At 59.1% G+C, this 23,289-nt stretch carries 19 protein-coding genes; 6 read left to right on the top strand and 13 right to left on the bottom strand.

Annotated features, from left to right (window positions below):
* Nucleotides 1-74: 74 nt before the first annotated feature.
* Both fumA and ACESQ2_RS07810 read right to left on the bottom strand, forming a co-directional pair.
* Nucleotides 75-1,730, bottom strand: a complete 1,656-nt coding sequence (gene fumA / locus ACESQ2_RS07805; RefSeq protein WP_049071512.1) for a class I fumarate hydratase FumA — start codon at nucleotides 1,728-1,730, stop codon at nucleotides 75-77.
* Between the two features lie 52 nt (nucleotides 1,731-1,782).
* A complete protein-coding gene (locus tag ACESQ2_RS07810; protein WP_004851326.1) occupies nucleotides 1,783-3,288 on the bottom strand; it encodes an anion permease in 1,506 nt (501 codons plus the stop codon).
* A gap of 627 nt (nucleotides 3,289-3,915) precedes the next feature.
* On the opposite strand from ACESQ2_RS07810, the gene ACESQ2_RS07815 reads away from it, so the two are divergent.
* Entirely contained in the window at nucleotides 3,916-6,693 is a 2,778-nt protein-coding gene (locus tag ACESQ2_RS07815; protein WP_373170280.1) for a flavocytochrome c, read from the top strand.
* Nucleotides 6,694-6,760: 67 nt separating this feature from the next.
* Nucleotides 6,761-7,711, top strand: a complete 951-nt coding sequence (locus ACESQ2_RS07820) for an FAD:protein FMN transferase (RefSeq protein WP_046876595.1) — start codon at nucleotides 6,761-6,763, stop codon at nucleotides 7,709-7,711.
* On the opposite strand, the gene dcuR is transcribed toward ACESQ2_RS07820, so the two are convergent.
* The 3 genes from dcuR to ACESQ2_RS07835 form a co-directional block, all read right to left on the bottom strand.
* Nucleotides 7,692-8,411 (bottom strand): two-component system response regulator DcuR, encoded by a 720-nt coding sequence (dcuR, locus tag ACESQ2_RS07825; protein ID WP_004851320.1) that lies wholly within the window; start codon nucleotides 8,409-8,411, stop codon nucleotides 7,692-7,694. The two genes, ACESQ2_RS07820 and dcuR, sit on opposite strands and share 20 nt — an antisense overlap.
* A complete protein-coding gene (locus tag ACESQ2_RS07830; RefSeq protein WP_004851318.1) occupies nucleotides 8,408-10,021 on the bottom strand; it encodes a sensor histidine kinase in 1,614 nt (537 codons plus the stop codon). Before ACESQ2_RS07830 ends, dcuR begins: the two co-directional genes overlap by 4 nt.
* Nucleotides 10,022-10,101: 80 nt before the next feature.
* The gene (locus ACESQ2_RS07835; RefSeq protein ID WP_032694459.1) at nucleotides 10,102-11,025 is read right to left on the bottom strand and encodes a LysR family transcriptional regulator; all 924 of its coding nucleotides are present in this window, start codon (nucleotides 11,023-11,025) and stop codon (nucleotides 10,102-10,104) included.
* A gap of 107 nt (nucleotides 11,026-11,132) precedes the next feature.
* On the opposite strand from ACESQ2_RS07835, the gene ACESQ2_RS07840 reads away from it, so the two are divergent.
* The 4 genes from ACESQ2_RS07840 (at nucleotide 11,133) to ACESQ2_RS07855 (ending at nucleotide 16,108) form a co-directional block, all read left to right on the top strand.
* Nucleotides 11,133-11,873 carry an SDR family oxidoreductase gene (locus ACESQ2_RS07840; RefSeq protein ID WP_038424582.1) on the top strand — a complete coding sequence of 247 codons (741 nt, stop codon included), beginning with the start codon at nucleotides 11,133-11,135 and terminating at the stop codon, nucleotides 11,871-11,873.
* A gap of 232 nt (nucleotides 11,874-12,105) precedes the next feature.
* Nucleotides 12,106-13,011: an N-acetylmuramic acid 6-phosphate etherase gene (locus ACESQ2_RS07845; protein ID WP_286116164.1), complete on the top strand. Its 906-nt coding sequence runs from the start codon at nucleotides 12,106-12,108 to the stop codon at nucleotides 13,009-13,011.
* 300 nt (nucleotides 13,012-13,311) lie between these two features.
* On the top strand, nucleotides 13,312-14,967 hold the full coding sequence (gene mqo / locus ACESQ2_RS07850) for a malate dehydrogenase (quinone) (RefSeq protein ID WP_009654732.1): 1,656 nt from the start codon (nucleotides 13,312-13,314) through the stop codon (nucleotides 14,965-14,967).
* 214 nt (nucleotides 14,968-15,181) lie between these two features.
* The gene (locus ACESQ2_RS07855; protein ID WP_004135593.1) at nucleotides 15,182-16,108 is read left to right on the top strand and encodes a LysR substrate-binding domain-containing protein; all 927 of its coding nucleotides are present in this window, start codon (nucleotides 15,182-15,184) and stop codon (nucleotides 16,106-16,108) included.
* On the opposite strand, the gene mdcH is transcribed toward ACESQ2_RS07855, so the two are convergent.
* The 8 genes from mdcH to mdcA form a co-directional block, all read right to left on the bottom strand.
* On the bottom strand, nucleotides 16,098-17,000 hold the full coding sequence (gene mdcH / locus ACESQ2_RS07860; RefSeq protein ID WP_373170281.1) for a malonate decarboxylase subunit epsilon: 903 nt from the start codon (nucleotides 16,998-17,000) through the stop codon (nucleotides 16,098-16,100). The genes ACESQ2_RS07855 and mdcH overlap by 11 nt on opposite strands.
* Nucleotides 16,997-17,617, bottom strand: coding sequence for a malonate decarboxylase holo-ACP synthase (locus tag ACESQ2_RS07865; protein WP_196546129.1), 621 nt, complete (start codon nucleotides 17,615-17,617; stop codon nucleotides 16,997-16,999). Before ACESQ2_RS07865 ends, mdcH begins: the two co-directional genes overlap by 4 nt.
* A gap of 2 nt (nucleotides 17,618-17,619) precedes the next feature.
* On the bottom strand, nucleotides 17,620-18,579 hold the full coding sequence (locus ACESQ2_RS07870) for an AEC family transporter (RefSeq protein ID WP_004851304.1): 960 nt from the start codon (nucleotides 18,577-18,579) through the stop codon (nucleotides 17,620-17,622).
* Between the two features lie 129 nt (nucleotides 18,580-18,708).
* Nucleotides 18,709-19,509: a biotin-independent malonate decarboxylase subunit gamma gene (gene mdcE / locus ACESQ2_RS07875; RefSeq protein WP_038424578.1), complete on the bottom strand. Its 801-nt coding sequence runs from the start codon at nucleotides 19,507-19,509 to the stop codon at nucleotides 18,709-18,711.
* Nucleotides 19,509-20,342: a biotin-independent malonate decarboxylase subunit beta gene (locus tag ACESQ2_RS07880; protein WP_004851300.1), complete on the bottom strand. Its 834-nt coding sequence runs from the start codon at nucleotides 20,340-20,342 to the stop codon at nucleotides 19,509-19,511. The genes mdcE and ACESQ2_RS07880 overlap by 1 nt, the downstream gene beginning before the upstream one ends.
* On the bottom strand, nucleotides 20,335-20,634 hold the full coding sequence (gene mdcC / locus ACESQ2_RS07885; RefSeq protein WP_004102520.1) for a malonate decarboxylase acyl carrier protein: 300 nt from the start codon (nucleotides 20,632-20,634) through the stop codon (nucleotides 20,335-20,337). Before mdcC ends, ACESQ2_RS07880 begins: the two co-directional genes overlap by 8 nt.
* Before the next feature lie 17 nt (nucleotides 20,635-20,651).
* The gene (locus ACESQ2_RS07890) at nucleotides 20,652-21,494 is read right to left on the bottom strand and encodes a triphosphoribosyl-dephospho-CoA synthase (RefSeq protein WP_014838630.1); all 843 of its coding nucleotides are present in this window, start codon (nucleotides 21,492-21,494) and stop codon (nucleotides 20,652-20,654) included.
* Nucleotides 21,494-23,149, bottom strand: a complete 1,656-nt coding sequence (gene mdcA / locus ACESQ2_RS07895; RefSeq protein WP_345911293.1) for a malonate decarboxylase subunit alpha — start codon at nucleotides 23,147-23,149, stop codon at nucleotides 21,494-21,496. The genes ACESQ2_RS07890 and mdcA overlap by 1 nt, the downstream gene beginning before the upstream one ends.
* Nucleotides 23,150-23,289 lie beyond the last annotated feature (140 nt).

Below are 23,289 nucleotides of genomic sequence, written 5' to 3' on the forward strand. Positions count from 1 at the left end.
GGCAGGTTTGTCGCACATCTCAGGCCGTCATGCGACGGCCTTCGACGGTTACCCGCCGACAGGGGCGGGTAATATCATCCTCTTTGCTGCGAACAGCCTGCGCACTGCTTATTCTGGATCTGCTGGAAGAAGTCATTGCCTTTGTCATCCACCAGAATAAACGCCGGGAAGTTTTCCACTTCGATTTTCCAGATGGCTTCCATCCCCAGTTCAGGCCAGGCCACGCACTCCAGGCTCTTGATGCTCTGCTGCGCCAGCACCGCCGCCGGGCCGCCGATGCTGCCGAGGTAAAAACCGCCGTGCTTGTGACAGGCATCGGTGACCTGCTGGCTGCGGTTGCCTTTGGCCAGCATCACCATGCTTGCGCCGTGGGATTGCAGCAGGTCGACGTAAGAGTCCATGCGGCCTGCGGTGGTCGGGCCAAGGGAGCCGGACGCATAGCCTTCCGGGGTTTTCGCCGGGCCCGCGTAGTAGATCGGATGATCTTTGACGTACTGCGGCAGTTCTTCACCGTTATCGATAAGCTCTTTCAGCTTCGCGTGGGCGATATCGCGGGCCACAATAATGGTGCCGTTGAGCGTCAGACGCGTCGAGACCGGATGGGCGGAAAGCTGGGCCAGAATCTCGCTCATTGGCTGATTAAGATCGATGCTGACGACCTTGCCTTCGCCCTGCTGGCGCAGATGTTCGGGAATATACTGACCCGGGTTGCTCTCCAGTTTCTCAATCCAGATCCCCTGGCGGTTGATCTTGGCTTTGATATTGCGATCCGCCGAGCAGGAGACGCCCATTCCCACCGGGCAGGAGGCGCCGTGGCGCGGCAGGCGGATGACGCGGATATCGTGGGCGAAGTATTTGCCGCCGAACTGCGCGCCGAGACCGAGGTTTTGCGCCTCCACCAGCAGTTCCTGCTCCAGCTGAATATCGCGGAAGGCCTGGCCGTGTTCGTTGCCTTCGGTCGGCAGTTCGTCGTAATAGTGGGTAGAGGCCAGCTTCACCGTTTTTAGCGTCGCTTCTGCCGAGGTACCGCCAATCACAAAGGCGATATGGTACGGCGGGCAGGCGGCGGTACCGAGCGTGCGCATCTTCTCAACGAGATAGTTTTTCAACTTCGCCGGAGTGATTAACGCTTTGGTTTCCTGATACAGATAGGTTTTGTTGGCCGAGCCGCCCCCTTTGGCCATACAGAGAAATTTATATTCGTCGCCGTCGACGCTGTAGAGGTCGATTTGCGCAGGCAGGTTAGTCCCGGTATTGACCTCTTTGTACATATCCAGCGCGGCGTTCTGCGAATAGCGCAGGTTATCCTCGGTATAGGTGTTATAGACGCCGCGGGCGAGGGCCGCTTCATCACCGCCGCCGGTCCACACGCGCTGGCCTTTCTTACCCATAATAATCGCCGTGCCGGTATCCTGGCAGGTGGGCAGCACGCCTTTAGCCGCGATTTCAGAGTTGCGCAGGAACTGCAGCGCCACGTACTTATCGTTATCGCTGGCTTCAGGGTCGAGAAGGATCTGCGCGACCTGTTTTTGGTGGGAAACGCGCAGCATAAACGCCGCATCGTGAAAGGCCTGCTGTGCCAGAAGGGTGAGGGCCTGAGGGTCTACTTTGAGGATCTCCTGGCCTTCAAATTCAGCCACGGACACGTGCTCTTTGCTCAGCAGATAGTATTCAGTCTTATCTTTTGCTAGCGGAAAGGCTTCCTGATAGACAAATGGTTTAGTCGACATTGCTTTGCTCCCTAAGAGTAAAACCGCCGGGGTTCGGCCCGACGGTTATGAATCAGAACATCATGGACATCCACGGATAGCCAATCAGCAGCAGGGCGGCCAGGAAGATGGCGCCGAAAATCGTGCCGAGACGCCAGTAGTCTTTGGTCGGCAGATAGCCGCTGCCGTAGTAGATTGGGCTGGGGCCGGTACCGTAGGGGGTGATAATCCCCATCACGCCGAGCGAGGTCACCATCAGCAGTACGAACACCTGCATATTCATCCCCGGAATGGTGGAGGCGATAGTCAGCATGGCCGGCAGCAGCGCGGTGGTGTGCGCGGTGGTGCTGGCGAACAAGTAGTGCAGCAGATAGAACGCCAGCAGCAGGACGACGGTCGCGACGCCCGGGGAGATGCCGCTCATCAGCGCGCCGCCTTCTTTACCCAGCCAGGCGATAAAACCGGTGGAGGAGAGGCCGTCGGCCAGCGCCACCAGGGTCGCGAACCAGGCAAAGGTATTCCACGCCGCTTTGTTGCTGGTGATATCGTTCCACGAAAGTACGCCGGTCCACAGCATCAGCACGATAACCAGCAGGGCGGCCAGCGCCGGTTCAATCCATTCGGCGGCGAAGATCCACATCATCAGCGCAAAGCAGACGAAGACCAGCAGCAGAATTTCATTGCGCGACAGGCGGCCTAGTTTTTCCAGCTCGCGGGCGGCCCACAGCGGCACTTCATCGTTGACTTTCACTTCCGGCGGGTAGAACCAGTAGGCCAGCAGCGGCATTGCCAGAATCAGCAGGATACCCAGCGGCAGGAAGGCGATAAACCAGGTGCCCCAGGAGATATTAATGCCGACGATGCTTTTCACCAGCGCCAGCGCCAGCAGGTTCGGCGCCAGTGCGGAGAGAAACATCGAGCTGGTGATACAGGCGGCGGTAATGGCCACCCACATCAGGTAGGAGCCGATACGGCGCGCGCTCGGGTCGTTGGGCTTAGAGCCGTACAGCGGCGGCAGGTTAGCGATAATCGGGTAGATAGTCCCCCCGCTGCGCGCGGTGTTGGAGGGGGTAAACGGCGCCAGCAGCAGGTCGGCGAAGGTGATGGCGTAGCCCAGCGTCAGGCTGCGGCGGCCGAGGTACTTCACCAGAATAAGCGCCAGACGGCGGCCAAACTGGGTCTTATCGTAGCCGGCGGCAAACATAAAGGCGCCGAAGATAAGCCAGACGGTGGAGTTACCGAAACCGCTCACCGCCCATTTAAAGGAGGCGCCGGCAAGCTTGAACCCTGGCGCGGCCAGCTGTTCAGGGCTGAACAGCAGCCACTGGCTGCACAGCGCAATCACCACCACGCCGGTAATACCGATGACCGCGCCGGGCAGCGGTTCGAAGATCAGACCGACGATCACGCCGACAAAAATGGCAAAGTAGTGCCAGGCGTAAGGGGGAAGGCCGTCGGGCACCGGGACGAATAAGAGTAAGACGGCAACGATAATGGGCATCGCCATCATCAGCAGACGTTTATAAGCAGCATTTGTTGCTGCACCGGCAGGCGGTATGGTTGTCTTTTTCTCTTTCATAATGAGTATCTGCAAGTAGTTAAAAATAGGGTTTGGTCATCGCTTAACCGTTCGATTTCTTTAGTTGCAAAACTTTCTTTAATTATTAATTGTCGATTTTGGTTATTGCGCTGACTGTTATTTAACGCGCTTCGTTGGGCGTTAAATTAAAATATTGGGTTATTTATATATTGCGCTTTCATGCGCCGTTGCAATTGATTTAGATCAAAAAAAGCGGGTTGTTAGCCACTTTTTTATTATTACGAATAACCCTGTTTAGTGAGGTGTTTATTTGTCTGAAATTTGGCTTAATGTTAAATCACGAATGATTTCATGAACTGATAATGTATTTATCTTATTGAATTATATCATTTTATTTTGATATCTTCCTGGCGATGCATGTTAAAAATGGTTTCAGATTTGTTATTGGTTATATCCACTATGTGAACGAATTATATTTAATTAATAATACAAAGGAGGTATCGATGTTATTGTTGGTATTAAATAGTTTTTTAATTAACGTAATTATTTTGGTAACTAAAAAAAGCGCTATATTATTGGCATGACTTAAGGGATTACCAAATACAAACAAAAACAATTCCGTCACCCAATTCTCAATTTTCAATATTTAAAATCTGGAGCGTCATTATGACCAGTCATCCACGAATTTTGCGTCCTTTTACTTTACCGAACGGTACTGAGCTTAAAAACCGCCTGTTAATGGCGCCGATGACCACCTGCACCGGTTATTTTGACGGTACCGTGACCAGCGAACTGGTTGAGTACTACCGCGCTCGCGCAGGCAGTATCGGCACCATTATCGTTGAATGCTGCTTTATTGATGACTACGGTCTGGCGTTCCCCGGCGCCATCGGTATCGATAATGATGAAAAAGTGGCTGGCCTGGCGAAAATTGCCGCCGCCATCAAGGCGGAAGGGTCAAAAGCGATTCTGCAGATCTACCACGGCGGCCGGATGGTCGACCCGCAGCTTATCGGCGGACGCCAGCCGGTGGCCCCGAGCGCGATTGCCGCGCCGCGCGATGGCGCAGCAACCCCCCGCGCGCTGAGCGGCGCTGAAGTCGAGGGCATGATCGCGAAGTTTGGCGAAGGCGTACGTCGCGCCATTCAGGCCGGTTTTGACGGTGTCGAGATTCACGGCGCGAACACCTATCTGATCCAGCAGTTTTATTCGCCAAACTCTAACCAGCGCGACGATGAATGGGGCGGCAGCCGCGATAATCGCGCGAAATTCCCGCTGGCGGTACTGGACATCACCCACAAAATGGCCCGCCAGTACGCCGACGATGCCTTTATTATCGGCTACCGGTTCTCCCCGGAAGAGATGGAAGTCCCCGGAATCCGTTTTGCTGACACCATGTATCTGCTGGAAAAGCTGGCCGCCCGCGGCGTCGACTATCTCCACTTCTCGGTTGGCGCCACGCTGCGACCCTCGATTGTCGATACCACCGATCCCACGCCGCTGATTGAAAAATATTGCGCCATGCGCTCTGAAACCCTGGCTCAGGTGCCGGTGATGGGCGTGGGCGGGGTAGTGAACGCGGCCGATGCCGAGCAGGGTCTGGATCACGGCTACGACCTGATGGCGGTGGGCCGCGCCTGTATCGCGTATCCTGACTGGACGGCGCGCATTGCCGCTGGCGAAGATCTGGAGCTGTTTATTGACAGCACCCAGCGCGAAGCGCTGAACATCCCGGAACCGCTGTGGCGCTTCTCGCTGGTGGAGGCGATGATCCGCGATATGAGCATGGGCGACGCCAAATTCAAACCGGGGATGTTCGTCGAAACCGTTCAGGACGACGCTAACGAGCTGGTGATCAACGTCAGCCTGGAAAACGACCGCATTGCCGATATCGCACTGGCGGCAAGCCCGGTACAGACCGTCGAGTTCACCACCAGCTTTGAAGAGATCCGCGAGCGGATCCTCAGCGCCAACACCCCGCACGTGGATGCGATTTCCGGCGCAACCAGCCAGAGCGAAGCGGTGAAAAAGGCGGTTTCCAAAGCGATGCTGAAGTCCAGTAAAGCGCTGGCCGCCGAAGAGGGCGCGGGCGATGCGGCGCCGAAAAGCTACGATGTGGTGGTGGTCGGCAGCGGCGGAGCCGGTCTGGCGGCCGCGATTCAGGCGCACGATGAAGGCGCGAGCGTTCTGATCGTTGAAAAAATGCCGACCATCGGCGGTAACACCATTAAAGCTTCTGCCGGGATGAACGCCGCAGAGACCCGCTTCCAGCGCGTGAAAGGTATTGAAGACAGCAAAGAGCTGTTTTACCAGGAAACGCTGAAAGGCGGTAAGAACAAAAACGACCCGCAGCTGCTGCGCCGCTTCGTGGAGAATGCGCCGGAGGCCATTGAGTGGCTGGCGCGTCGCGGCATTATGCTTAACGATATCACCACTACCGGCGGGATGAGCATCGACCGCACCCACCGTCCGCGCGACGGGTCGGCGGTCGGCGGCTACCTGATCAGCGGCCTGGTGCGTAACATCACCAAACGCGGTATCGATGTCCTGCTGGATACGTCGGTGGAAGAGATCCTGATGACCGACGATGAGGTGAGCGGCGTGCGCCTGCTCACCGATGAAAACGAATCCGTAGTGGTACAGACGAAGAGCATTGTGGTGGCTACCGGCGGCTTCAGCGCCAACAGCGCGATGGTGGTGAAATACCGCCCGGATCTGGCGGGCTTTGTGACCACCAACCATAAAGGGGCGACCGGCGGCGGTATCGCGCTGCTTGAACGCATCGGCGCGGGCACCGTGGATATGGGTGAAATTCAGATTCACCCGACCGTCGAGCAGCAAACCTCGTACCTGATTTCCGAGTCGATTCGCGGCGGCGGGGCGATACTGGTGAACCCGCAGGGCAACCGCTTCTTCAACGAAATGGAGACCCGCGATAAGGTTTCCGCCGCGATTATCGCGCTGCCTGAGCACTTCGCCTATATCGTCTTTGACGAGCACGTCCGGGCGAAAAACAAAGCCGCCGATGAGTACATCGCTAAAGGTTTCGTCACCAGCGCCAGCTCGCCGCGTCAGCTGGCGGAGAAACTGGGGATGGATTACCATGCTTTTCTCAATACGCTGGAACGCTACAACGGCTTTGTTGAAAAACAGCATGACGATGACTTTGGTCGTACCACCGCGCTGCGTGCGCCGATCAATGAAGGCCCTTACCATGCGATTCTTATCGCTCCGGGGGTTCACCACACGATGGGCGGCGTGACCATTAACACCGATACCGCGGTGCTGAATGCCGGTCATCAGGTGATTGCGGGCGCTTTTGCCGCGGGCGAAGTGGTTGGCGGCATTCACGGCGGTAACCGCATCGGCGGTAACGCGGTGGCCGATATTATTATCTTCGGGACCCTCGCGGGCCATCAGGCGGCGAAACGCGCCAGAGGTTAAACGTCAGCGACACCCGCCGGGCTGGCAAATAGACGGCCCGGCTTCTTATCTCTCTGAGGAGTGCGATATGTCCGACAACCGCGTCTACAGCTACTCCGCCGTACTGATGGGTTCGCCCATTCTCCTCAAGCTCTACGTTCACGATGAACCGCTCGCCTCCCGCGTCTTTCAGCTGATTAAAGGCTATGAAGATCTTTTCACCGTTAACCGCGCGCACTCCCAGGTGATGGATATCAACCATGCCGCCGGGCGGCATCCGGTGGCGGTGAGCCGCCCGGTGTATGCGCTGATTAAATGCGCCAAAGCCGCCAGCATGGTGCGGGACAGCGCGTTTAACCTGGCGATCGGCCCGCTGGTGAAGCTGTGGCGCGTTGGTTTTCAGGGCCAGAGCGTGCCCGCCCCGCAGGATATTGCCGCTCGCCTGACGTTAACGCGTGCGCAGGATGTGATCCTCGACGACGCCGCCAGCAGCGTCTACCTTGCGCGGACGGGAATGGAGATCGATCTTGGGGCCATCGCGAAAGGCTATATCGCCGACCGGGTGCGCGACTATTTGCGGCAGCAGGGCGTGAATGCCGCGCTGATTAATCTCGGCGGCAATGTCCATACCCTGGGCGAATGGTCTATCGGGCTGAAAAAACCGTACTCAGCGGCGGATGCGCTGATTGGCAGCATTGCGGTGGCGGGGCAATCGGTGGTGACCTCGGGCATTTACGAACGCTACTTCGAGCAGGACGGCAAACGCTGGCACCATATTCTCGACCCGCGCAGCGGCTACCCGCTGGATAACGAGCTGGAGAGCGTAACGATTATTTCCGCCGACTCGCTGGACGGCGATATCTGGACCACCCTGATCTACGGTCTTGGCGTAGAGAAAGGCTGCGCGGCGCTGCGCCAGCGCGAGGATATCGAAGCGATTTTCGTCACTAAAAATCGCGACGTTATCCTCTCTTCACAGCGTCGTTTCCGCTTTCAGCTGCTGGATGACGGCTACCGGCTTACTGACTGTACTGCTTAAGCAGGCCGTACTGCTCCGCTATCAGGTGGTAGCGGTACACCGGACGTCCCGTGGCGCCGTAGTGGATACTGGTGTACAAAATATTAATTTGCGCCAGCCAAATCAGGTATTTGCGGCACGAAACCCGGGATATATTTACCGCTGCCGCCAGCTCGTCGGTGGAGAACTCCACGTCCGGATGGGCATCGATCCACTGACAGAGGGTGCGCAGCGTCTGGGGCGTCAGGCCTTTTGGCAACTTTCGGGCGTCAGCGGCTTCCGGTACGCCGCCGTGCAGCAGCCGGTCGACATCTGCTTGTTCATAATAGGGTTGACCGGTCATCAGCTTACGCTTTTCGCGCCAGGCGGTGAGCGCCTCTTCAAACCGTGGAAACTGGAAGGGTTTGATCAGATAGTCCACCACGCCGTAGCGCATCGAGGCTTGAACCGTCGCGGCATCCGCGGCGGAAGTAATCATAATCACGTCGATGGCCCGTCCGGACGCGCGAATGGCGGGCAGCAGATCCAGACCGCTATCCTGCTGCATATAGACATCCAGCAGCACCAGGTCTATCTCCAGATCCTTGTCGTTAATCATCTCCCTGGCTTTACTCAACGTAGACGCCGTGCCGCTGCAGCGGAAGCCGCTGACCCGTCCCACGTACAGGCGGTTCAGTTCGGCAACCATGGCATCATCGTCAACAATTAATACATTTATCACGCACTTTTCCTTTTACTGTCCCACGGGAGATGAACAAAAAATTGAGTAAATACGCCGGGTTCGGATTCCACGGCCAGCGATCCGCCCAGTTCGCGAAGCTGCTGACTGGCGAGAAACAGCCCGACGCCGCGGTTTTCGCCTTTGGTGGAGAAGCCTTTATTAAAAATATCATCGATAAACGCTTCCGGGATACCGGGACCATCATCGCTGACTTCGCCGCTTAACCAGCCGTTCTGGTAATGCAGCAGCAGGCCGACTTCGCCTTCGGCCTGGCCGCTCATGGCATCCAGCGCGTTCTCGATTAAATTACCCAGCACCGTAACCAGTACGGTGACCTGTTTTTCATTCGGGCAGTCCGGCACCAGGCTCTCTTCGGCGAGAGTGAGGGTAAAACCCCGCTCCTTAGCGCGCTGAATTTTACCGATCAAAAAGCCTGCCACTACCGGTGATTTAATCCGGTGCTGGATTTCGCCGATATCCGCCTGATAGGTGTGGGCGGTCTGCAGCACGTACTCTTCCAGCTTATCGTAGCTTTTCATATTCAACAGGCCGAGGATCACGTGCAGCTTATTCATAAATTCATGGGATGTGGTACGCAGGGCGTCCACATAGTTCACCATCCCGTCAAGCCGCTGCAGCAGCTGGCTGACTTCGGTTTTGTCACGGAAGGTGCTGATGGCGCCGACCACGTCATCCTCGTCGCGGACGGGGACCGTGTTGCTGATCAGCAGCAGACCGTTACAGCCCAGCTCCCGATCGTAAATCGGCTCGCCGGTTTGCAGCACTTCCTGCAAATCCGCCAGCAGCGGCGTTTGCGCGATATCGTTCCCGGGGCCGTTAAACAGAATGTCGCGCGCGGCGGGGTTAATCAGCGTCACCTTGCCGTCCGTATCCACCGCCACCACGCCCTCTTTTAATGAGTGCAGCATCGCCTGGCGCTGCTGGAACTGCGTTGAGATCTCCTGCGGCTCAAGGCCCAGCAGGACGCGCTTCAGGCCGCGAACCAGGCTCCATGTACCGACGGCGCACACGAGCGCGCTGAACAGCACGGTCAGAATCACATCCCAGCGGCTGGCGGCGATCTGCGTATCGACTTTGCTCAGCGAAATGCCAATCGCCACCACGCCGATTTGCCGGCGGCTATCGTCAAACACCGGGGTGAAGACGCGCAGCGCCGGAGCCAGCACGCCGTGGTTGACGGCAACGTTCTCTTTGCCCGCCAGCGTGGGCCGGATGTCATCGCCGATAAAAGGTTTGCCGATAATCTGGCTATTGGGATGCGAGTAGCGAATGCCGTCCATATTGGTGACGACGGCAAACAGCAGGCCATTGCGCCGGGTGACGGCCAGCGCCAGCGGCTGAATAATGCCGCTGTCCGGCGGCAGCGTCAGGCCGCGCTTGACTTCCGGGGTATCGGCCAGCGTCCGCGCCACCGCCAGCGCCGTATCTTTCACGCCGTCGCGGGTGGCGCCGCTAATCTGCATAAACCACAGGGCATAGACCAGAATCAGTACTGAACCGATGACGCTGCCGATCATTAAGGTCACGGCGGTGCTCAGCTTCATGCTCATTGCGCGTTTACGCGCGGGCTGCTGCGCGAATTCATTCATACCGACCCCAGGAGAAAACGGATAGAGGCGTATTATCGCTGAATGCGCGGTTTACATAAAGCCGCGTAATAAAAGCAAAATCAGCCAGACGGCAATTCTGGCGGACGCGATTTGCCGCCGACGGCCAGCAGATAGTCAATAAACGCCCGCAGCGGCGATGCCATCTGCTTACGGCTGGGGTAGTAAACGTAAAACCCGGGAAAAGCCGGGGTCCACTCTTTCAATAGCTGGACTAGCTGGCCTGTCTCCAGCCAGGGATCGACCTGATGGGCAAACTGATAGGCGATACCGGTGCCCTTGAGGGCTAACGGCGTCAGCATGGCCGGTTCATCGACGACGATCGGCCCTTTGACCGCAATCTCGTAGCGTTCGCCGTCGCGCTGAAACTCCCAACGATAAACGCTGCCGTCGCTGGGCCTGCGATAAGTCAGACAGGGGTGCTGCAGCAAATCCTGCGGCTTTCGCGGCTGCGGCGCTTGCGCCAGATAGTGCGGCGAGGCGACGACTTTCATTTCAAGGTCGCCGCTCAGCCTGACGGCAACCATATCCTGATGGAGCTTTTCACCGAGACGAATTCCGGCGTCAAAACCGGAAGAAACGATATCGACTAAAGCATCGTCGGTAACAATATCCAGCTCAACGTTGGGATAGCGTTGCATAAATCCGCCCAGCAGCGGCGCCAGATAATGAATCGCGGCGATGCGCGACACATTGAGGCGCAGGCGGCCCGCGGGCGCGCTGGCCGTCCGGGCATCGGTAACCGCGTCTTCCAGCGCCGCCAGCGCAGGAGCCAGCCGCTGCATCATACGCTTGCCGGCCTCGCTCGGCGCGACGCTGCGCGTTGTCCGGTGTAATAAACGTACGCCGATGCGCTCCTCGAGACGACGGATGGTTGCGCTTAAGGTGGAGGTCGTGACGCCGAGATGCGCCGCCGCCCGGGTAAAACTGCCTTGCTCAACGACCATCGCGAAGGCTCTTAATTCCGCAAAATCACTTCCGCGCATTATGGCTATTATCCCAAACAGTCTTATTGATAATACTGGTATTATCAAGCAGTTCTTCGCTGGTTACCATCCTGATAAATGTGATTACGCAGAGAGGGGCAATGACCATGGCGAGATTTAGCGCAAAAAGAGTTCTCATCACCGGTGCGACAAGCGGAATCGGGCTTGCCGGGGCAAAGCGCATCGATAGCGAAGGCGGTTGGGTGATCGCCACCGGGCGCGATCCCGGACGGCTGGCGTCTCTTCGCCGGCAGCTCTCGGATCGGGCGCGGGTCATTGACAATGATGCCAGCGATCCGCTGACCGGCGCGGCGCTGGCCGAGGCGATCGATTCATCCGGCGGGCTTGATGGCCTCTGGCTCAACGCCGGATACGCAGCGGTTGGGGAGCTGTCGCAGGTGGATGCCGCGGCCTTTGATCGCATGATGGCGACCAACGTGCGCGGGCCGGTTCTCCAGATGGCGGCGCTCGCCGGGAAGCTTAATGCGGGAGCCTCGGTGGTGGTGACGGCGTCCACCTCCGCTTATGAGGGGGCCGCGGCGGCGAGCCTCTATTCGGCGACTAAAGGCGCGCTGATTTCGTTAACCCGCTGCTGGGCCTCGGCGTTAGGCGAAAAAAATATCCGCGTTAACGCGCTGGTTCCCGGCCCGATTGACACCCCATTTCGCCATTTTATGCGCGACGAGGTGCGCCGCGAATTTGAAGCCTCGGTGGTGAGTCGCCTGGCGCTTCGCCGCCAGGGGACGGCGGCTGAAGCGGCTGATGTGGCGCTGTTTTTGCTTTCCGACGCGGCGTCCTTCGTGAGCGGTAGCCAGTATGTTGTGGATGGCGGGCTGACGTTGCGCTAATAGCGCATTGGCCTCGCCTCGCAACCAGCGGCGCGCCGAACGCGCCGCTGGTTGGATAACGACCAATCGGCAGCTGAATGGCTTCAGGGGGATGAAAACTGTGACTCCGGTGGCGGTAAAGCGCGTCGCTTAAGCCTTACACTGCCATTAATAGCCATGGTCAATGAAAGGGTTTGCCTCAGGCCTGCGCTTTCGTCCCGGAAGGTTCTTTCGCGTTTAAATGGAGGTTTTTATGAGCAGTAAGCCAACCGCTTCAATGATGGAACGACGCCACCCTGAAACCACCCATATTGATAGTCTTGCCACCCTCGATATGCTGACGCTGCTGCATAAGGATGATAAGCGGATTGCCGATGCCGTTGAGGCCTGTTTGCCGGCGATCGCGCGCCTGATGGATAACGCGACGGCGACGCTCAGCCGGGGAGGGCGGCTGGTGATTGTGGGGGCCGGGGCATCGGGTCAAGCCGCCGCACAGGCGGTGAATGAATTTACCCCGGAGGGAAAACATTCGCTGGTCGCCCTTATCGCCGGAGGAGCGACCGCCGCGCGGCAGGAGATGGAAACCGCCGCGAGTCATTACGATCTTGGAGCTTTCGAACTTGAGGCTCTGCGATTCAGCAACCAGGATATGCTGCTGGCGCTGACGGTTAGCGGCAAAACGCCGTGGGTCTGGGGCGCGATGCGCCACGCCTGGTCGCTGGGGGCGCCGATTGCGGTTGTGACGCAGCAGCCCGCCAGTGAAGCCGCGCAGCTGGCGGATATCATTATCGCCCCGCAAACCGGGCCGGAAGCGGTGGCGGGTTTCGGGAATCCGAAAGCGCGCATCGTGCAGCGGCAGATCCTGACGATGCTGACCACCGGGCTGGCGATTCGCGAAGGACGGGTCTATGAAAACCTGCGCGTCGATCTGCAGGCCAATACGCCGCACGAGGCCGAGCGGCAGATAGCGATCGTGATGGCGGCGACGGGGTGCTCGCGCAGCGAGGCCAAAGCCGCGCTGGCCAGCTGCAATCAGCACTGCCGGACGGCAATACTCATGCTCCTCAGCGGGCTCGATGCCTGGCAGGCGCGCGAGCTGCTGGCAGAGCATAACGATCATCTGCGGATTGCGCTACGCGCGGCGCAGACGGTTGCCTGAACTTAACCCGACGGCGCGTATTTCCACAATACGCGCCGGATAACGCAAAATAATCTGGTCATCAACAGCATCGTTATTCCATACTCTTCATCCGCTTACCCGGGTTTAATTCCCCGTTTGAAAATGGCCATCGCAAGGCGTATTTATTGCTGCTGGCGAGGCTTTTACTTTTTTAAGTTAAAAAACCAGGTTAACAATAATTAGCTATGTGTGCGGATGTGTAAATGATATTTTAAAATAAAGTAAAAGTGCGTTAATATGCACGCTCTTATTACACTTGTGCTATGTGATATTTCTATTATGCCTGCAATTAAAAATACGATTATATCTATGACCGCATTAGCGATGTTCGTCAGCTCGGCGACCTTCGCAAATGACGATACCTCGAAAAAAACCGATTTCCTGCTGATTGGCGGCGGTATTATGAGCGCGTCGCTGGGGACCTGGCTGCAGGAATTACAGCCGGACTGGAAACAGGTGATGGTTGAGAAGCTGGATGGCGTCGCGCTGGAGTCCTCTAACGGCTGGAACAACGCCGGTACCGGGCACTCCGCGAATATGGAGCTGAACTATACGCCGGAACGCCCGGACGGCACCATCGACGTCAGCAAAGCGCTGGATATTAACGAACAGTTTATGATCTCCCGCCAGTTCTGGACGGCGCAGGTCAAACGCGGCATTTTGCACGATCCGCACTCTTTTATTAACTCCACGCCGCACATGAGTTTCGTCTGGGGAGATAACGTTGATTATCTGCAAAAACGCTACGCCGCGCTGCAGCAAACGACCTTATTCCAGGGGATGAAATTCTCTACCGATCACGCGCAAATAAAACAGTGGGCGCCGCTGGTGATGGAAGGGCGCGATCCGCAGCAGCGCGTTGCGGCAACCTGGACACCGGTGGGTACCGACGTTAACTATGGGGAAATAACCCGCCAGCTGATCGGTAGCCTGAAGAAAAATAATAACTTCACGCTGCAGACCTCTTCTGAAGTCACCGATTTTAAACGCAATGCCGATAATTCCTGGCACGTGACGATTAAAAACGTTAATAGCGGTGAAGAGCAGGCGATCGATGCGAAATACGTATTTATCGGCGCCGGCGGCGGCGCGCTGAAATTACTGCAAAAAACCGGTATTCCGGAAGCGGATAACTATGCGGGTTTCCCGGTAGGCGGCTCTTTCCTGATGACCGAAAACCCGGCGGTGACCAATGCGCACCAGCAAAAAGTTTACGGTCAGGCCTCTGTAGGCGCACCGCCGATGTCGGTCCCGCATCTTGATGCCCGTTTCCTCGACGGCAAGCGCGTGGTGCTGTTTGGGCCATTCGCCACCTTCTCGACGAAATTCCTGAAAAACGGTTCGTTCTTCGACCTGCTGAGCACCACCACCACCGATAACGTCCTGCCGATGACCCACGTAGGTCTGGACAACTTCGATCTGGTGAAATACCTCATCAGCCAGGTGATGCTGAGCGACGACGACCGTTTTGCGGCGCTGAAAGAGTATTACCCTGGCGCGCGTAAAGAGGACTGGAAGCTGATCCAGGCCGGTCAGCGCGTGCAGATCATCAAAAAAGATGCAGAGAAGGGCGGCATACTGAAGCTGGGTACCGAAGTGGTAGTCGACCAGCAGAAAACCCTCTCCGCGCTGCTGGGCGCTTCGCCGGGTGCTTCTACCGCCGCGCCGATTACCCTGAACGTTCTTAAGCAGATGTTCCCTGAGCAGTTCCATTCAGCGGAATGGCAGCGCCGTATTCACGATATCGTCCCGAGCTACGGCCAGAAGCTGAACGGCAACGTCGCGCTGACCCAGCAGGTTTGGGATGATACCGCGGCGGCGCTGCAGCTGACCAAACCGCCGGTGATTGAGATGAACGCCACCGCGCCGGTGATGACCGCCAAACCGGCAGAGCCTAAGGCGGAAACGTCGCCGCAGCACGATATGGCGCTGTAAGCCCACGTCGTTGACATTGCCCGGTGGCGGCTGACGCCTCACCGGGCCTACTGGCCTCTCTTCGCTGCCCCGGCGAAAACGAGACATTACTTTAATCTCTCCCCCGCGCTGATATCCCCCTTCCGGCTAATCCTTCATTCGTTAATTGTGGTTATACTGTCTTGAAATCACGAAAGAAAATGCTAATGAAGACCGAAACGCGGAGCCCAGGGCAATGAAAGACGATATTAATCAGGACATCACCTTCCGCAAGCTGTCGGTATTTATGATGTTTATGGCGAAAGGGAACATCGCCAGAACCGCTGAGGCCATGCAGCTGAGCGGCGTCAGCGTCCACCGGGCGCTGCATACGCTGGAAGAGGGCGTCGGCTGCCCGCTGTTTATTCATAAAGGGCGCAACCTGCTGCCGCTCCCGGCGGCGTGGACGCTGCTGGAGTACTGCCAGGACGTCATGAGCCTGATGACCCGCGGCCTGGAAGCGACGCGTAAAGTAGCCGGCGTCGGGCAGGGCCGGCTGCGCATCGGCACGCTTTACTCCCTGACCCTTGAAACCGTGCCGCGCATTATTATGGGCATGAAGCTGCGTCGGCCGGAACTGGAGCTGGATCTCACCATGGGCTCCAATCAGATGCTGCTGGATATGCTGGAAGATGACGCGCTTGATGCGATCCTAATCGCCACTAACGAAGGTGAATTCAATAATTCGGCTTTTGATGTGGTCCCGCTGTTTGAGGACGATATCTTCCTCGCCGCCCCGGCGACGGAACAGCTGGATACCACCGCTCCCGCCGAGCTGCGCGATTACGCCAGGCGCAAGTTTGTTTCGCTGGCGGAAGGGTTTGCCACCTATGCCGGATTTCAGGACGCCTTCCAGGTGGCCGGATTCGAGCCTGAAATCGTCACCCGGGTTAACGATATCTTTTCGATGATTAGCCTGGTGCAGGCGGGCGTAGGCTTTGCGCTGCTGCCAGGACGAATGAAAAAGGTGTATGAAAACGACGTACAGCTGCTGAAGCTGGCGGAGCCGTATCAGATGCGCCAGCTGATCTCCATTGTCTACTCACACCATCGCGAGCGCGACGCCGACCTGCTGGCGCTGGCGGCAGAAGGGCGGATGTACGCCCGCAGCCTCAGCCGTTAAGCCGGTTCGCCAGGTGACGGGCAACGTCGATACCGCTGCGCTCCAGCGCAATACACTCCCCCTGCCAGCCCGCCTGGCGGGTGAGACAGGTCAGCACGCCGCCGGGCGGCATCTCGATCGCCAGCCGCGCGTCCCGTTCGTCAGCGGCGATCATCACTTCCTGCCAGCGCACGGTTCGCGCCATATTCCGCGCCAAATCGTCGGCAATGCTTAACGGGTCCCATAAAACGCGCGCCGTGGAACCGCTCAGATAGGCGCAGCGCGGGCGCTGCAGCGTGACGTTAGAGAACGCTTTTGCCAGCTTAGCCGCCGGTTCATCCAGCAGCGCGCAGTGGGAAGGTACGCTGACCGCCAGCCGCTGTGCTTTACCGGCGCCAGCCGCCAGCGCCAGCCGGGCCACGCGGGCCATCTCGTCGTCGCGTCCGGCAATGACAATCTGCGTTTCCGCGTTCAGGTTGGCAATATAGAGGTCGCTGTCGGCAATCAGCTTTTCCACGCGGTCGAGCGTCAGGCCCATAATCGCCGTCAGCCCGTAACCGTGAGGATACGCCTGCTCCATTAAATCGCCGCGCAGCGCCACCAGCCGCAGGGCGTCGGTGAAATCCAGCGCGCCGGCCATCACCGCCGCCGGGAAAGCCCCTATCGACAGGCCGCTGACCATGTCCGGATTTACTCCCTGACGCTGCAGCTCCCGCGCCCAGGCTGTGCCTGCGATCAGCAGGCACAGCTGCACCGCACGGGTATGTTTTAACGCGGCGGCGGTATCTATATGGTCTACTTCATCGCCGAGCACGGTTCGCGCTTCAGCGAGGATATTCTGGCGGTCGGGAAGCGCGGCGAGCATATCCGGCCGCTGGTTTCCCTGACCGGGAAAGGTAAAGAGAATTTTCATGCTTCCTCCCTGTTCCACGGCGCAGCGGTCAGGCGCGCGCCGCGGGACGTTTTCAGCAGGACGCGGCCATCGCGCAGCCACTCATTTAGCGCGAAAGCCCCTGCGGGCGTTTCGACCTGGGTATCCGCCCGGCAGGGCAGCTGCGCGACGCGGGACTGCCAGGCGAGCAGCGCTTCGCGAGCGATCGGCTGCGGCGCGCGGATCAGCAGATCGAGATCGCTGGCGGCGTGAAGTACCGGAATCTCGGTGGCCAGCGCGTAGCCGGTGCTGCCGGTAATGCCCCAGCGCCACGGCCAGGGGTGTAAGGTCAGTGATATCGCCGCCTGCACCGGCGGCTGGGAGACAAACGGCGAGCGCAGGAGCTGTTGGCGATCGGCGAGGGTTTCCGGGCTGACGGTACGGACGATATTTTCCCTCTGTACCCAGCCTGCGGCCCGCTGCTCGCGCTTCATACCCCGTACGCCCACCGGAATGCGGGCGTTAGCATCAACGTCGCGTCGTACCACCACCGGCAGGCTAATACGCCAGTGCTGCGCGACCCAGGACTCCTCAATCGCCTCCAGCGCGGCGGCATTATTCAACCAGACTAAATCATGAGGACGCGGCGTTGATGACATCGTTAGATTCCTGACGTTAAGGTGATAAACAGCGGCAGCGACAGAATACACAGAACCGAGCTTAACAGCAGCACCGCTTCCGCATCCGGCGACTGCACGCCAAAGCGGTTGCCGAAGACCACGCCAAAGAAACCGGCCGCCAGCGCAATCATCAGAATGGCGGTAATGGCGATAGAGCCGTGCAGCCCCAGCAGCATCACCAGACCCCAGGCGATAAACGGCTGCACCAGCAGTTTGACAATAGTGGAAGTGGCAATCAGCGCATTGAGCTGCAGCTTACGCGCCGACAGAATCACCCCGGTCAGGAACAGCGCGGCGGCGGTCGCCGCCAGGCCCAGCGGTTTGATAGAGGCGAGCAGCAGATCCGGCATTTTGATACCGATGGCTGAAAGCACGACCCCCAGCAGCGGACCCCAGACAATCGGTTTTTTCACCGAACGCCACATCAGAACCGGCAGCATTGCCAGCGTCGAGCCGCTGTTCTCTCCGGCGGCGAGCGCTTTTTCACGTTCCAGAATCAGCAGGCAGAACGGCGTCATCAGTACCGATCCGCAGGCGATGGAAACGGCGACGGAGAGGGAGGTGGAGGCGCCTTCGCCGAGCACGCTGCCCAGAATCGGCAGGCCAAGCGCGGCGTAGTTAGGCAGCGCGACGGTCAGGGTCAGCACGGCGGCATCCTGCGGCGAGCGCTTGAAGACGCGGGTCGCGAGGAAGTAGATGGCCGCATAGGTAATCCACATCGCCCCGGTCAGCACCAGCACCAGCGGCGATTGCGCGACAATACCGCTCCACGGCGTTTGCACCGTGGCGCTGAACAGCGTGGCGGGCAGGGCGAAGTCCATCACGAAGATGTTGAGTAAAGAGACGTTTTTGTTATCGACCATTTTGGCCTTGCCGGCCCAGAAGCCCAGCAGCATGATGACAAAAATCGGCGCGAGGGCATGAATAATCACATAAGTCATAAATCACCTGTAAATGAAAATAGAGTACTGGCGCGATTGTTATAATTTCTAAAAGCGGTTTCTTTCCGGGGCGCGCGATGGCGCCCCGGGCGGCCGCTTCCGGCAGGTTTTCTTCTACTTAGGGACTGACTACCAGCTGGCGCGCATGCGATCGCGCACCTGTTGGGAACTACGGCGGTTCTCCGCGCCAAGGCGGCACTTCAGCGAGACATCCCGGCGGGCGTCAGCGATGGCGTCGCGCAGGGTGTCGGTGACCAGCGTCAGGTCATGGGCGCTCGGCGCATCAGGATTACTGATATCCAGCAGGGCGGAGAGCAGGCCGAGGGTCGCGTAGTTGCTGACGTCATAGGCCATCGGCGGAATGGTTGCCGCCAGTTTCTCCAGCGCCTCAACGGTGCGCAGGGTGATCCGCGCGGCGGACTCTTTACCCATCGCATGCACCAGTACCCCGGCGTCGTTAAAGGCGATCAGACGATTGGCCTGATAGCCGTGGGCGAGAAACGCCCCGGACATCGCTTTGCCGACGATCAGACCAATCACCGGATGTCCGGCAAGCCGAGCCTTGGCGTAGGCGCCCGCGGCGCCCGCCAGCGCCTGATGAATACCGAACGCTTCTTCGCGACGGCCATAGGCCTGGCTGGGGACATCGATAACCGCGATAATCGGGCGCTTCACCGCGTTATTGGCATCGGCGTCGATGGTTTCGTTGACCACTTTAGCCAGCGTCCAGCCTTCGAGCAGGCCGACTTCACCCTGAGCGGCGCGTGGATAATGGTTATTAGCATCCGGTACCACGGCGATAAAACGGGCGGTTTCACCGTTAAAATCGGCATCGGCAACCTGCACCGAGGGGCACAGACCGGTCATTAGCGGGGCGTTCGGCGCCAGCTGGTTTAGCCACAGCGCGGCGCGGTTTGTGAACTGGCTCATTATTTCTCCTCCCGGGCGAATAGCTGTTTGATCTGAGCGGTATCCGCCTGCTGGCGGGTATCGAAATGGGTCAAACGGGTCAGGAAATCTTCATATTTGTCGCTGCGATGCTGCGCGGGCACGCCTTTGGCAATGGCTTCGTTCATCGCGCTTTTCACCGCGTTGATGCCATCGCCCACCAGGGCATCCACCAGCCCGCTGGCGTAGCGAATTTCGCCGCCGGTCATGCTCCAGATAAACGGACGGTCGCGGGAGTCGTACTCTTCAATCCCCGCTTCCTGTTCAATAACCTGCGGTCCGTTGAGGCCCAGACGCGCTTCACGGGTGACAATCAGGTAGCTGCACAGCGCCGCGGCGATGGACATCCCGCCGAAGCAGCCGACGGTACCGGCGACAATGCCGATTACCGGGGTGTAGCGGCGCAGGTCTACTATTGCGGCATGAATATCGGCGATGGCGGCAAGGCCCAGATTGGCTTCCTGCAGGCGCACGCCGCCGGTTTCCAGGCACAGCACCGCCTGGGTAGGAATGCCGTTGCGGTTATCTTCCGCCGCCAGCTCAAGGGCGGCGGCCATTTTCGCGCCGGAGACTTCGCCCATGCTGCCGCCCTGGAAGGTACCTTCGATGGCAATGACTACCGCCGGCTGGCCGTTAATGGTGCCTTTTGCGACGACCATACCGTCGTCGGACTGCGGGACGATGCCCTGCGCGCCGAGCCACGGGGACATAATGCCGTCAAAGGGATCCAGCAGTTCGCGATAGCTGCCGTCATCCAGCAGGGTGCGGGCGCGTTCACGGGCGCGGAGTTCAATAAAGCTGCGATCGTTACGCATGAGCCACCTCCTCAAAAACCTGTTCAATACGGATCCGCGCGACGCCGGGCGTGGCGCCGAAATCGTGGATGATCAGCTGTCCGCCGGGCAGGCCGTTAATCAGGCTCAGTCGTTCGAACAGCGCGTTCCAGCGCGCCTGGCTGTTGTCCACGGAGGTGGTGATTTCGACGTTGAGCGTATCGCTCTGTCCGGCGGTATAGAGCACTTCCATATCGCCGGAGCCGACAACGCCTGCCAGCGCTTTGCCGCTGAGGGCGCGGTTGGCAGGGAATGACAATTTAATCTGTTCCATAACATCCTCTGAATGCGTTAAGCGGAAACCCGGTCGAGAAACAGGGTGGCGGCAAGAAGATCCGCCGCGCCACCCGGCGAGGCGTTCTGCGCCAGCATCTGCACGTCGAGACGCGCCAGCGCGGCGCGCCCCCTGGCTGTCGCACATCCTCCTGCCGCCAGCACCTCGCCTGCGCCTTGCCGCATCGCCTCAAGGCCCGCCATTCCGGCGCGGGAGAGCACGCAGGTATCGCTAAGCGAGGTCATAATCGCCATCAGCGCGTCAAGCCGGGCCTGATCCTCGCTGGCCCCCGCGGCCCGGCTGCGCAATAGCTGCGGCAGCGCCAGGGTGGTGATGTGCGGAAAAGCGCGCTGCGCTTCTTCCCGCGCGCCGGGAACCTGCCAGCGGCGGCTGGCGCGCAGACCTTTACTGAAGGTCTTTGGCGCGCAGGCGTCCGGCAGACGGGCCAGGGCGGCGGCGGTTTCCGTAATTCTCTGTGCCTGACCCTCCCCCCCGAGCATCGCCGTCGCGCTGACCAGCAGGCCCAGCGCCCAGATAGCGCCGCGATGGGTATTGACCCCGGCGGTCGCCTGCATCATCCGCGCTTCGCCTTCGCGGCCAAGCCGACCAACGGTTTCGCGCAGGGCAACGTCGGCCGGACGCCGCCAGCTCTGCTGAGCCAGCGCGTGAAACGTCGGCTGCAGGCTGTGGGCCGAACGCTCCATCAGGGCCAGGTTCAGGTCCTGATGCGCGCCGTTGCCGCGGCTATCCACCAGGCCCGGCTTGGGGCTGAGTCGCGCTTCGTCAACCAGGCAGGCGCTGGCGGTCTGGGCCAGCCAGCGGGCCCGGGTTTCAGCAACGTGGGGAGAGAGTTTTTTCATTACCAGCTCCGGAATTTTGCCGGTGGGTTGTACAGACCGTCGGACCACTCCACCAGATCGGCTACGCTGCCGGCGGCGAGCAGAGAGCGGGTGGCGTCGCTGCGGCGGATACCGATATCTTCCGGATAGACGACTTTGCCGCTTTGGCGCAGTGCGGCCACGCGTTTGGCGTCAACGCCGAGCCCGATATCGGTGATCCCGGCCACGGCCGCCACCATTGCCCGGCGCTCTTCCAGGCTTTCCGCCCGATAGAGATAGGCGATGCCTTCTTCGGTCAGCACGTGGGTGACGTCATCGCCGTAAATCATCACCGGCGCCAGCGGCATTCCGGAGGTTTTGGCAACCTCAACGGCGTCGAGTTTTTCCACGAAGGTCGGCTTCACGCCCGCCTGGAAGGTTTCCACCATCTGAACGACCAGCTTTTTACCGCGCTGCATCGGATCCGGTTCGGTAATCATGTTGAGCCATGCCGGCGTAGCGTGGCGGCGACCGTGCGGGTCGTGGCCCATATTCGGCGCGCCGCCGAAGCCGGAGAGGCGGCCGCGGGTCACCGTCGAGGAGTTGGCGTAGCCGTCAACCTGTAAGGTCGAGCCGATAAACATATCCACCGCATACTGTCCCGCCAGCTGGCAGAACGCGCGGTTGGAGCGCATGGAGCCGTCGGCGCCGGTGAAGAAGATATCCGGACGCGCGCGAATGTACTCTTCCATTCCCAGCTCGCCGCCGAAGCAGTGCACGCTCTCGACCCAACCGCTTTCAATTGCCGGAATAAGGGTGGGGTGCGGGTTCAGCGTCCAGTGCTTACAGATTTTACCCTTCAGGCCGAGCTGTTCGCCGTAGGTCGGCAGCAGCAGTTCGATGGCGGCGGTGTTAAAGCCGATCCCGTGGTTCAGGGATTGCACCTGATGCTCGGCGTAGATGCCTTTAATCGCCATCATCGCCATCAGGATATGCTCCTGCTTAATCAGGCGCGGATCGCGGGTAAACAGCGGCTCGATAAAGAACGGTTTATCCGCGACGACCACGTAGTCAATCCACGAACCGGGGATATCCACGCGCGGCAGATCGCACTCGTCATCGACCAGTTCGTTAACCTGCGCAATAACGATGCCGTCATGGAACGCGGCGGCTTCCACCAGCGCCGGGGTATCTTCGGTGCTCGGCCCGGTGTACAGGTTGCCCTTGCGGTCGGCTTTGTAACCGGCGATCAGCGCGACGTTTGGCGACAGGTCGACGTACAGGCGAGAGTAAAGCTCGATGTAGGTGTGGATAGCGCCGATTTCCAGCAGGCCATCTTCCAGCAGCTGCGAAATACGCAGGCTTTGGGTACCGGAGAAGGAGAAATCAAGCTTGCGGGCGATACCTTTTTCGAAGAGGTCCAGGTGCTCGCTGCGCCCGACGCTCGGCATAATCATATGCAGGTCGTGAATTTTTTGCGGGTTAACTTCCGCCAGCATCCGCGAGAGGAAATCAGCCTGTTTCTGGTTGTTGCCTTCCAGCACCACCCGGTCGCCGGGGGCCAGCAGCTGCTCAAGAACGGCGACCAGCTGGTCGGTGAGGATCACTTTGCCCGAGACCTTCGCCTCGGTCAGTCGCCGCTGTTTTTCCGTACGGCGACGGTTCCAGACGCGTCCCGTCGTTTGTTCGGCACTCATTATTAACCTCCTGATTCGACGAATCGTTTTGATTGTCCTGGTGTGGAAGTAAGTGTGCGTCGCGAGGTGGCGGGCATCAATTAAGGCCGATGGCGAATCGTTAGCGTAAGAGTAATGATTGGCGGGGCAGAGATGTGATG

Origin of the sequence: Klebsiella sp. Q11, assembly GCF_964241505.1 — a bacterium.
Classification (GTDB): domain Bacteria; phylum Pseudomonadota; class Gammaproteobacteria; order Enterobacterales; family Enterobacteriaceae; genus Klebsiella; species Klebsiella michiganensis.

Excerpts from the sequence above, each read along its gene's own strand:
- mqo (WP_009654732.1), top strand. The coding sequence starts at position 13,312 with ATGCCTGCAATTAAAAATACGATTATATCTATGACCGCATTAGCGATG.
- ACESQ2_RS07830 (WP_004851318.1), bottom strand. The coding sequence starts at position 10,021 with ATGAATGAATTCGCGCAGCAGCCCGCGCGTAAACGCGCAATGAGCATG.
- ACESQ2_RS07890 (WP_014838630.1), bottom strand. The coding sequence starts at position 21,494 with ATGAAAAAACTCTCTCCCCACGTTGCTGAAACCCGGGCCCGCTGGCTG.
- mdcH (WP_373170281.1), bottom strand. The coding sequence starts at position 17,000 with ATGAAAATTCTCTTTACCTTTCCCGGTCAGGGAAACCAGCGGCCGGAT.
- mdcC (WP_004102520.1), bottom strand. The coding sequence starts at position 20,634 with ATGGAACAGATTAAATTGTCATTCCCTGCCAACCGCGCCCTCAGCGGC.
- ACESQ2_RS07855 (WP_004135593.1), top strand. The coding sequence starts at position 15,182 with ATGAAAGACGATATTAATCAGGACATCACCTTCCGCAAGCTGTCGGTA.
- ACESQ2_RS07840 (WP_038424582.1), top strand. The coding sequence starts at position 11,133 with ATGGCGAGATTTAGCGCAAAAAGAGTTCTCATCACCGGTGCGACAAGC.
- ACESQ2_RS07880 (WP_004851300.1), bottom strand. The coding sequence starts at position 20,342 with ATGCGTAACGATCGCAGCTTTATTGAACTCCGCGCCCGTGAACGCGCC.
- ACESQ2_RS07835 (WP_032694459.1), bottom strand. The coding sequence starts at position 11,025 with ATGCGCGGAAGTGATTTTGCGGAATTAAGAGCCTTCGCGATGGTCGTT.
- ACESQ2_RS07870 (WP_004851304.1), bottom strand. The coding sequence starts at position 18,579 with ATGACTTATGTGATTATTCATGCCCTCGCGCCGATTTTTGTCATCATG.
- mdcE (WP_038424578.1), bottom strand. The coding sequence starts at position 19,509 with ATGAGCCAGTTCACAAACCGCGCCGCGCTGTGGCTAAACCAGCTGGCG.
- fumA (WP_049071512.1), bottom strand. The coding sequence starts at position 1,730 with ATGTCGACTAAACCATTTGTCTATCAGGAAGCCTTTCCGCTAGCAAAA.
- ACESQ2_RS07820 (WP_046876595.1), top strand. The coding sequence starts at position 6,761 with ATGTCCGACAACCGCGTCTACAGCTACTCCGCCGTACTGATGGGTTCG.
- mdcA (WP_345911293.1), bottom strand. The coding sequence starts at position 23,149 with ATGAGTGCCGAACAAACGACGGGACGCGTCTGGAACCGTCGCCGTACG.
- ACESQ2_RS07865 (WP_196546129.1), bottom strand. The coding sequence starts at position 17,617 with ATGTCATCAACGCCGCGTCCTCATGATTTAGTCTGGTTGAATAATGCC.
- ACESQ2_RS07815 (WP_373170280.1), top strand. The coding sequence starts at position 3,916 with ATGACCAGTCATCCACGAATTTTGCGTCCTTTTACTTTACCGAACGGT.
- ACESQ2_RS07845 (WP_286116164.1), top strand. The coding sequence starts at position 12,106 with ATGAGCAGTAAGCCAACCGCTTCAATGATGGAACGACGCCACCCTGAA.
- ACESQ2_RS07810 (WP_004851326.1), bottom strand. The coding sequence starts at position 3,288 with ATGAAAGAGAAAAAGACAACCATACCGCCTGCCGGTGCAGCAACAAAT.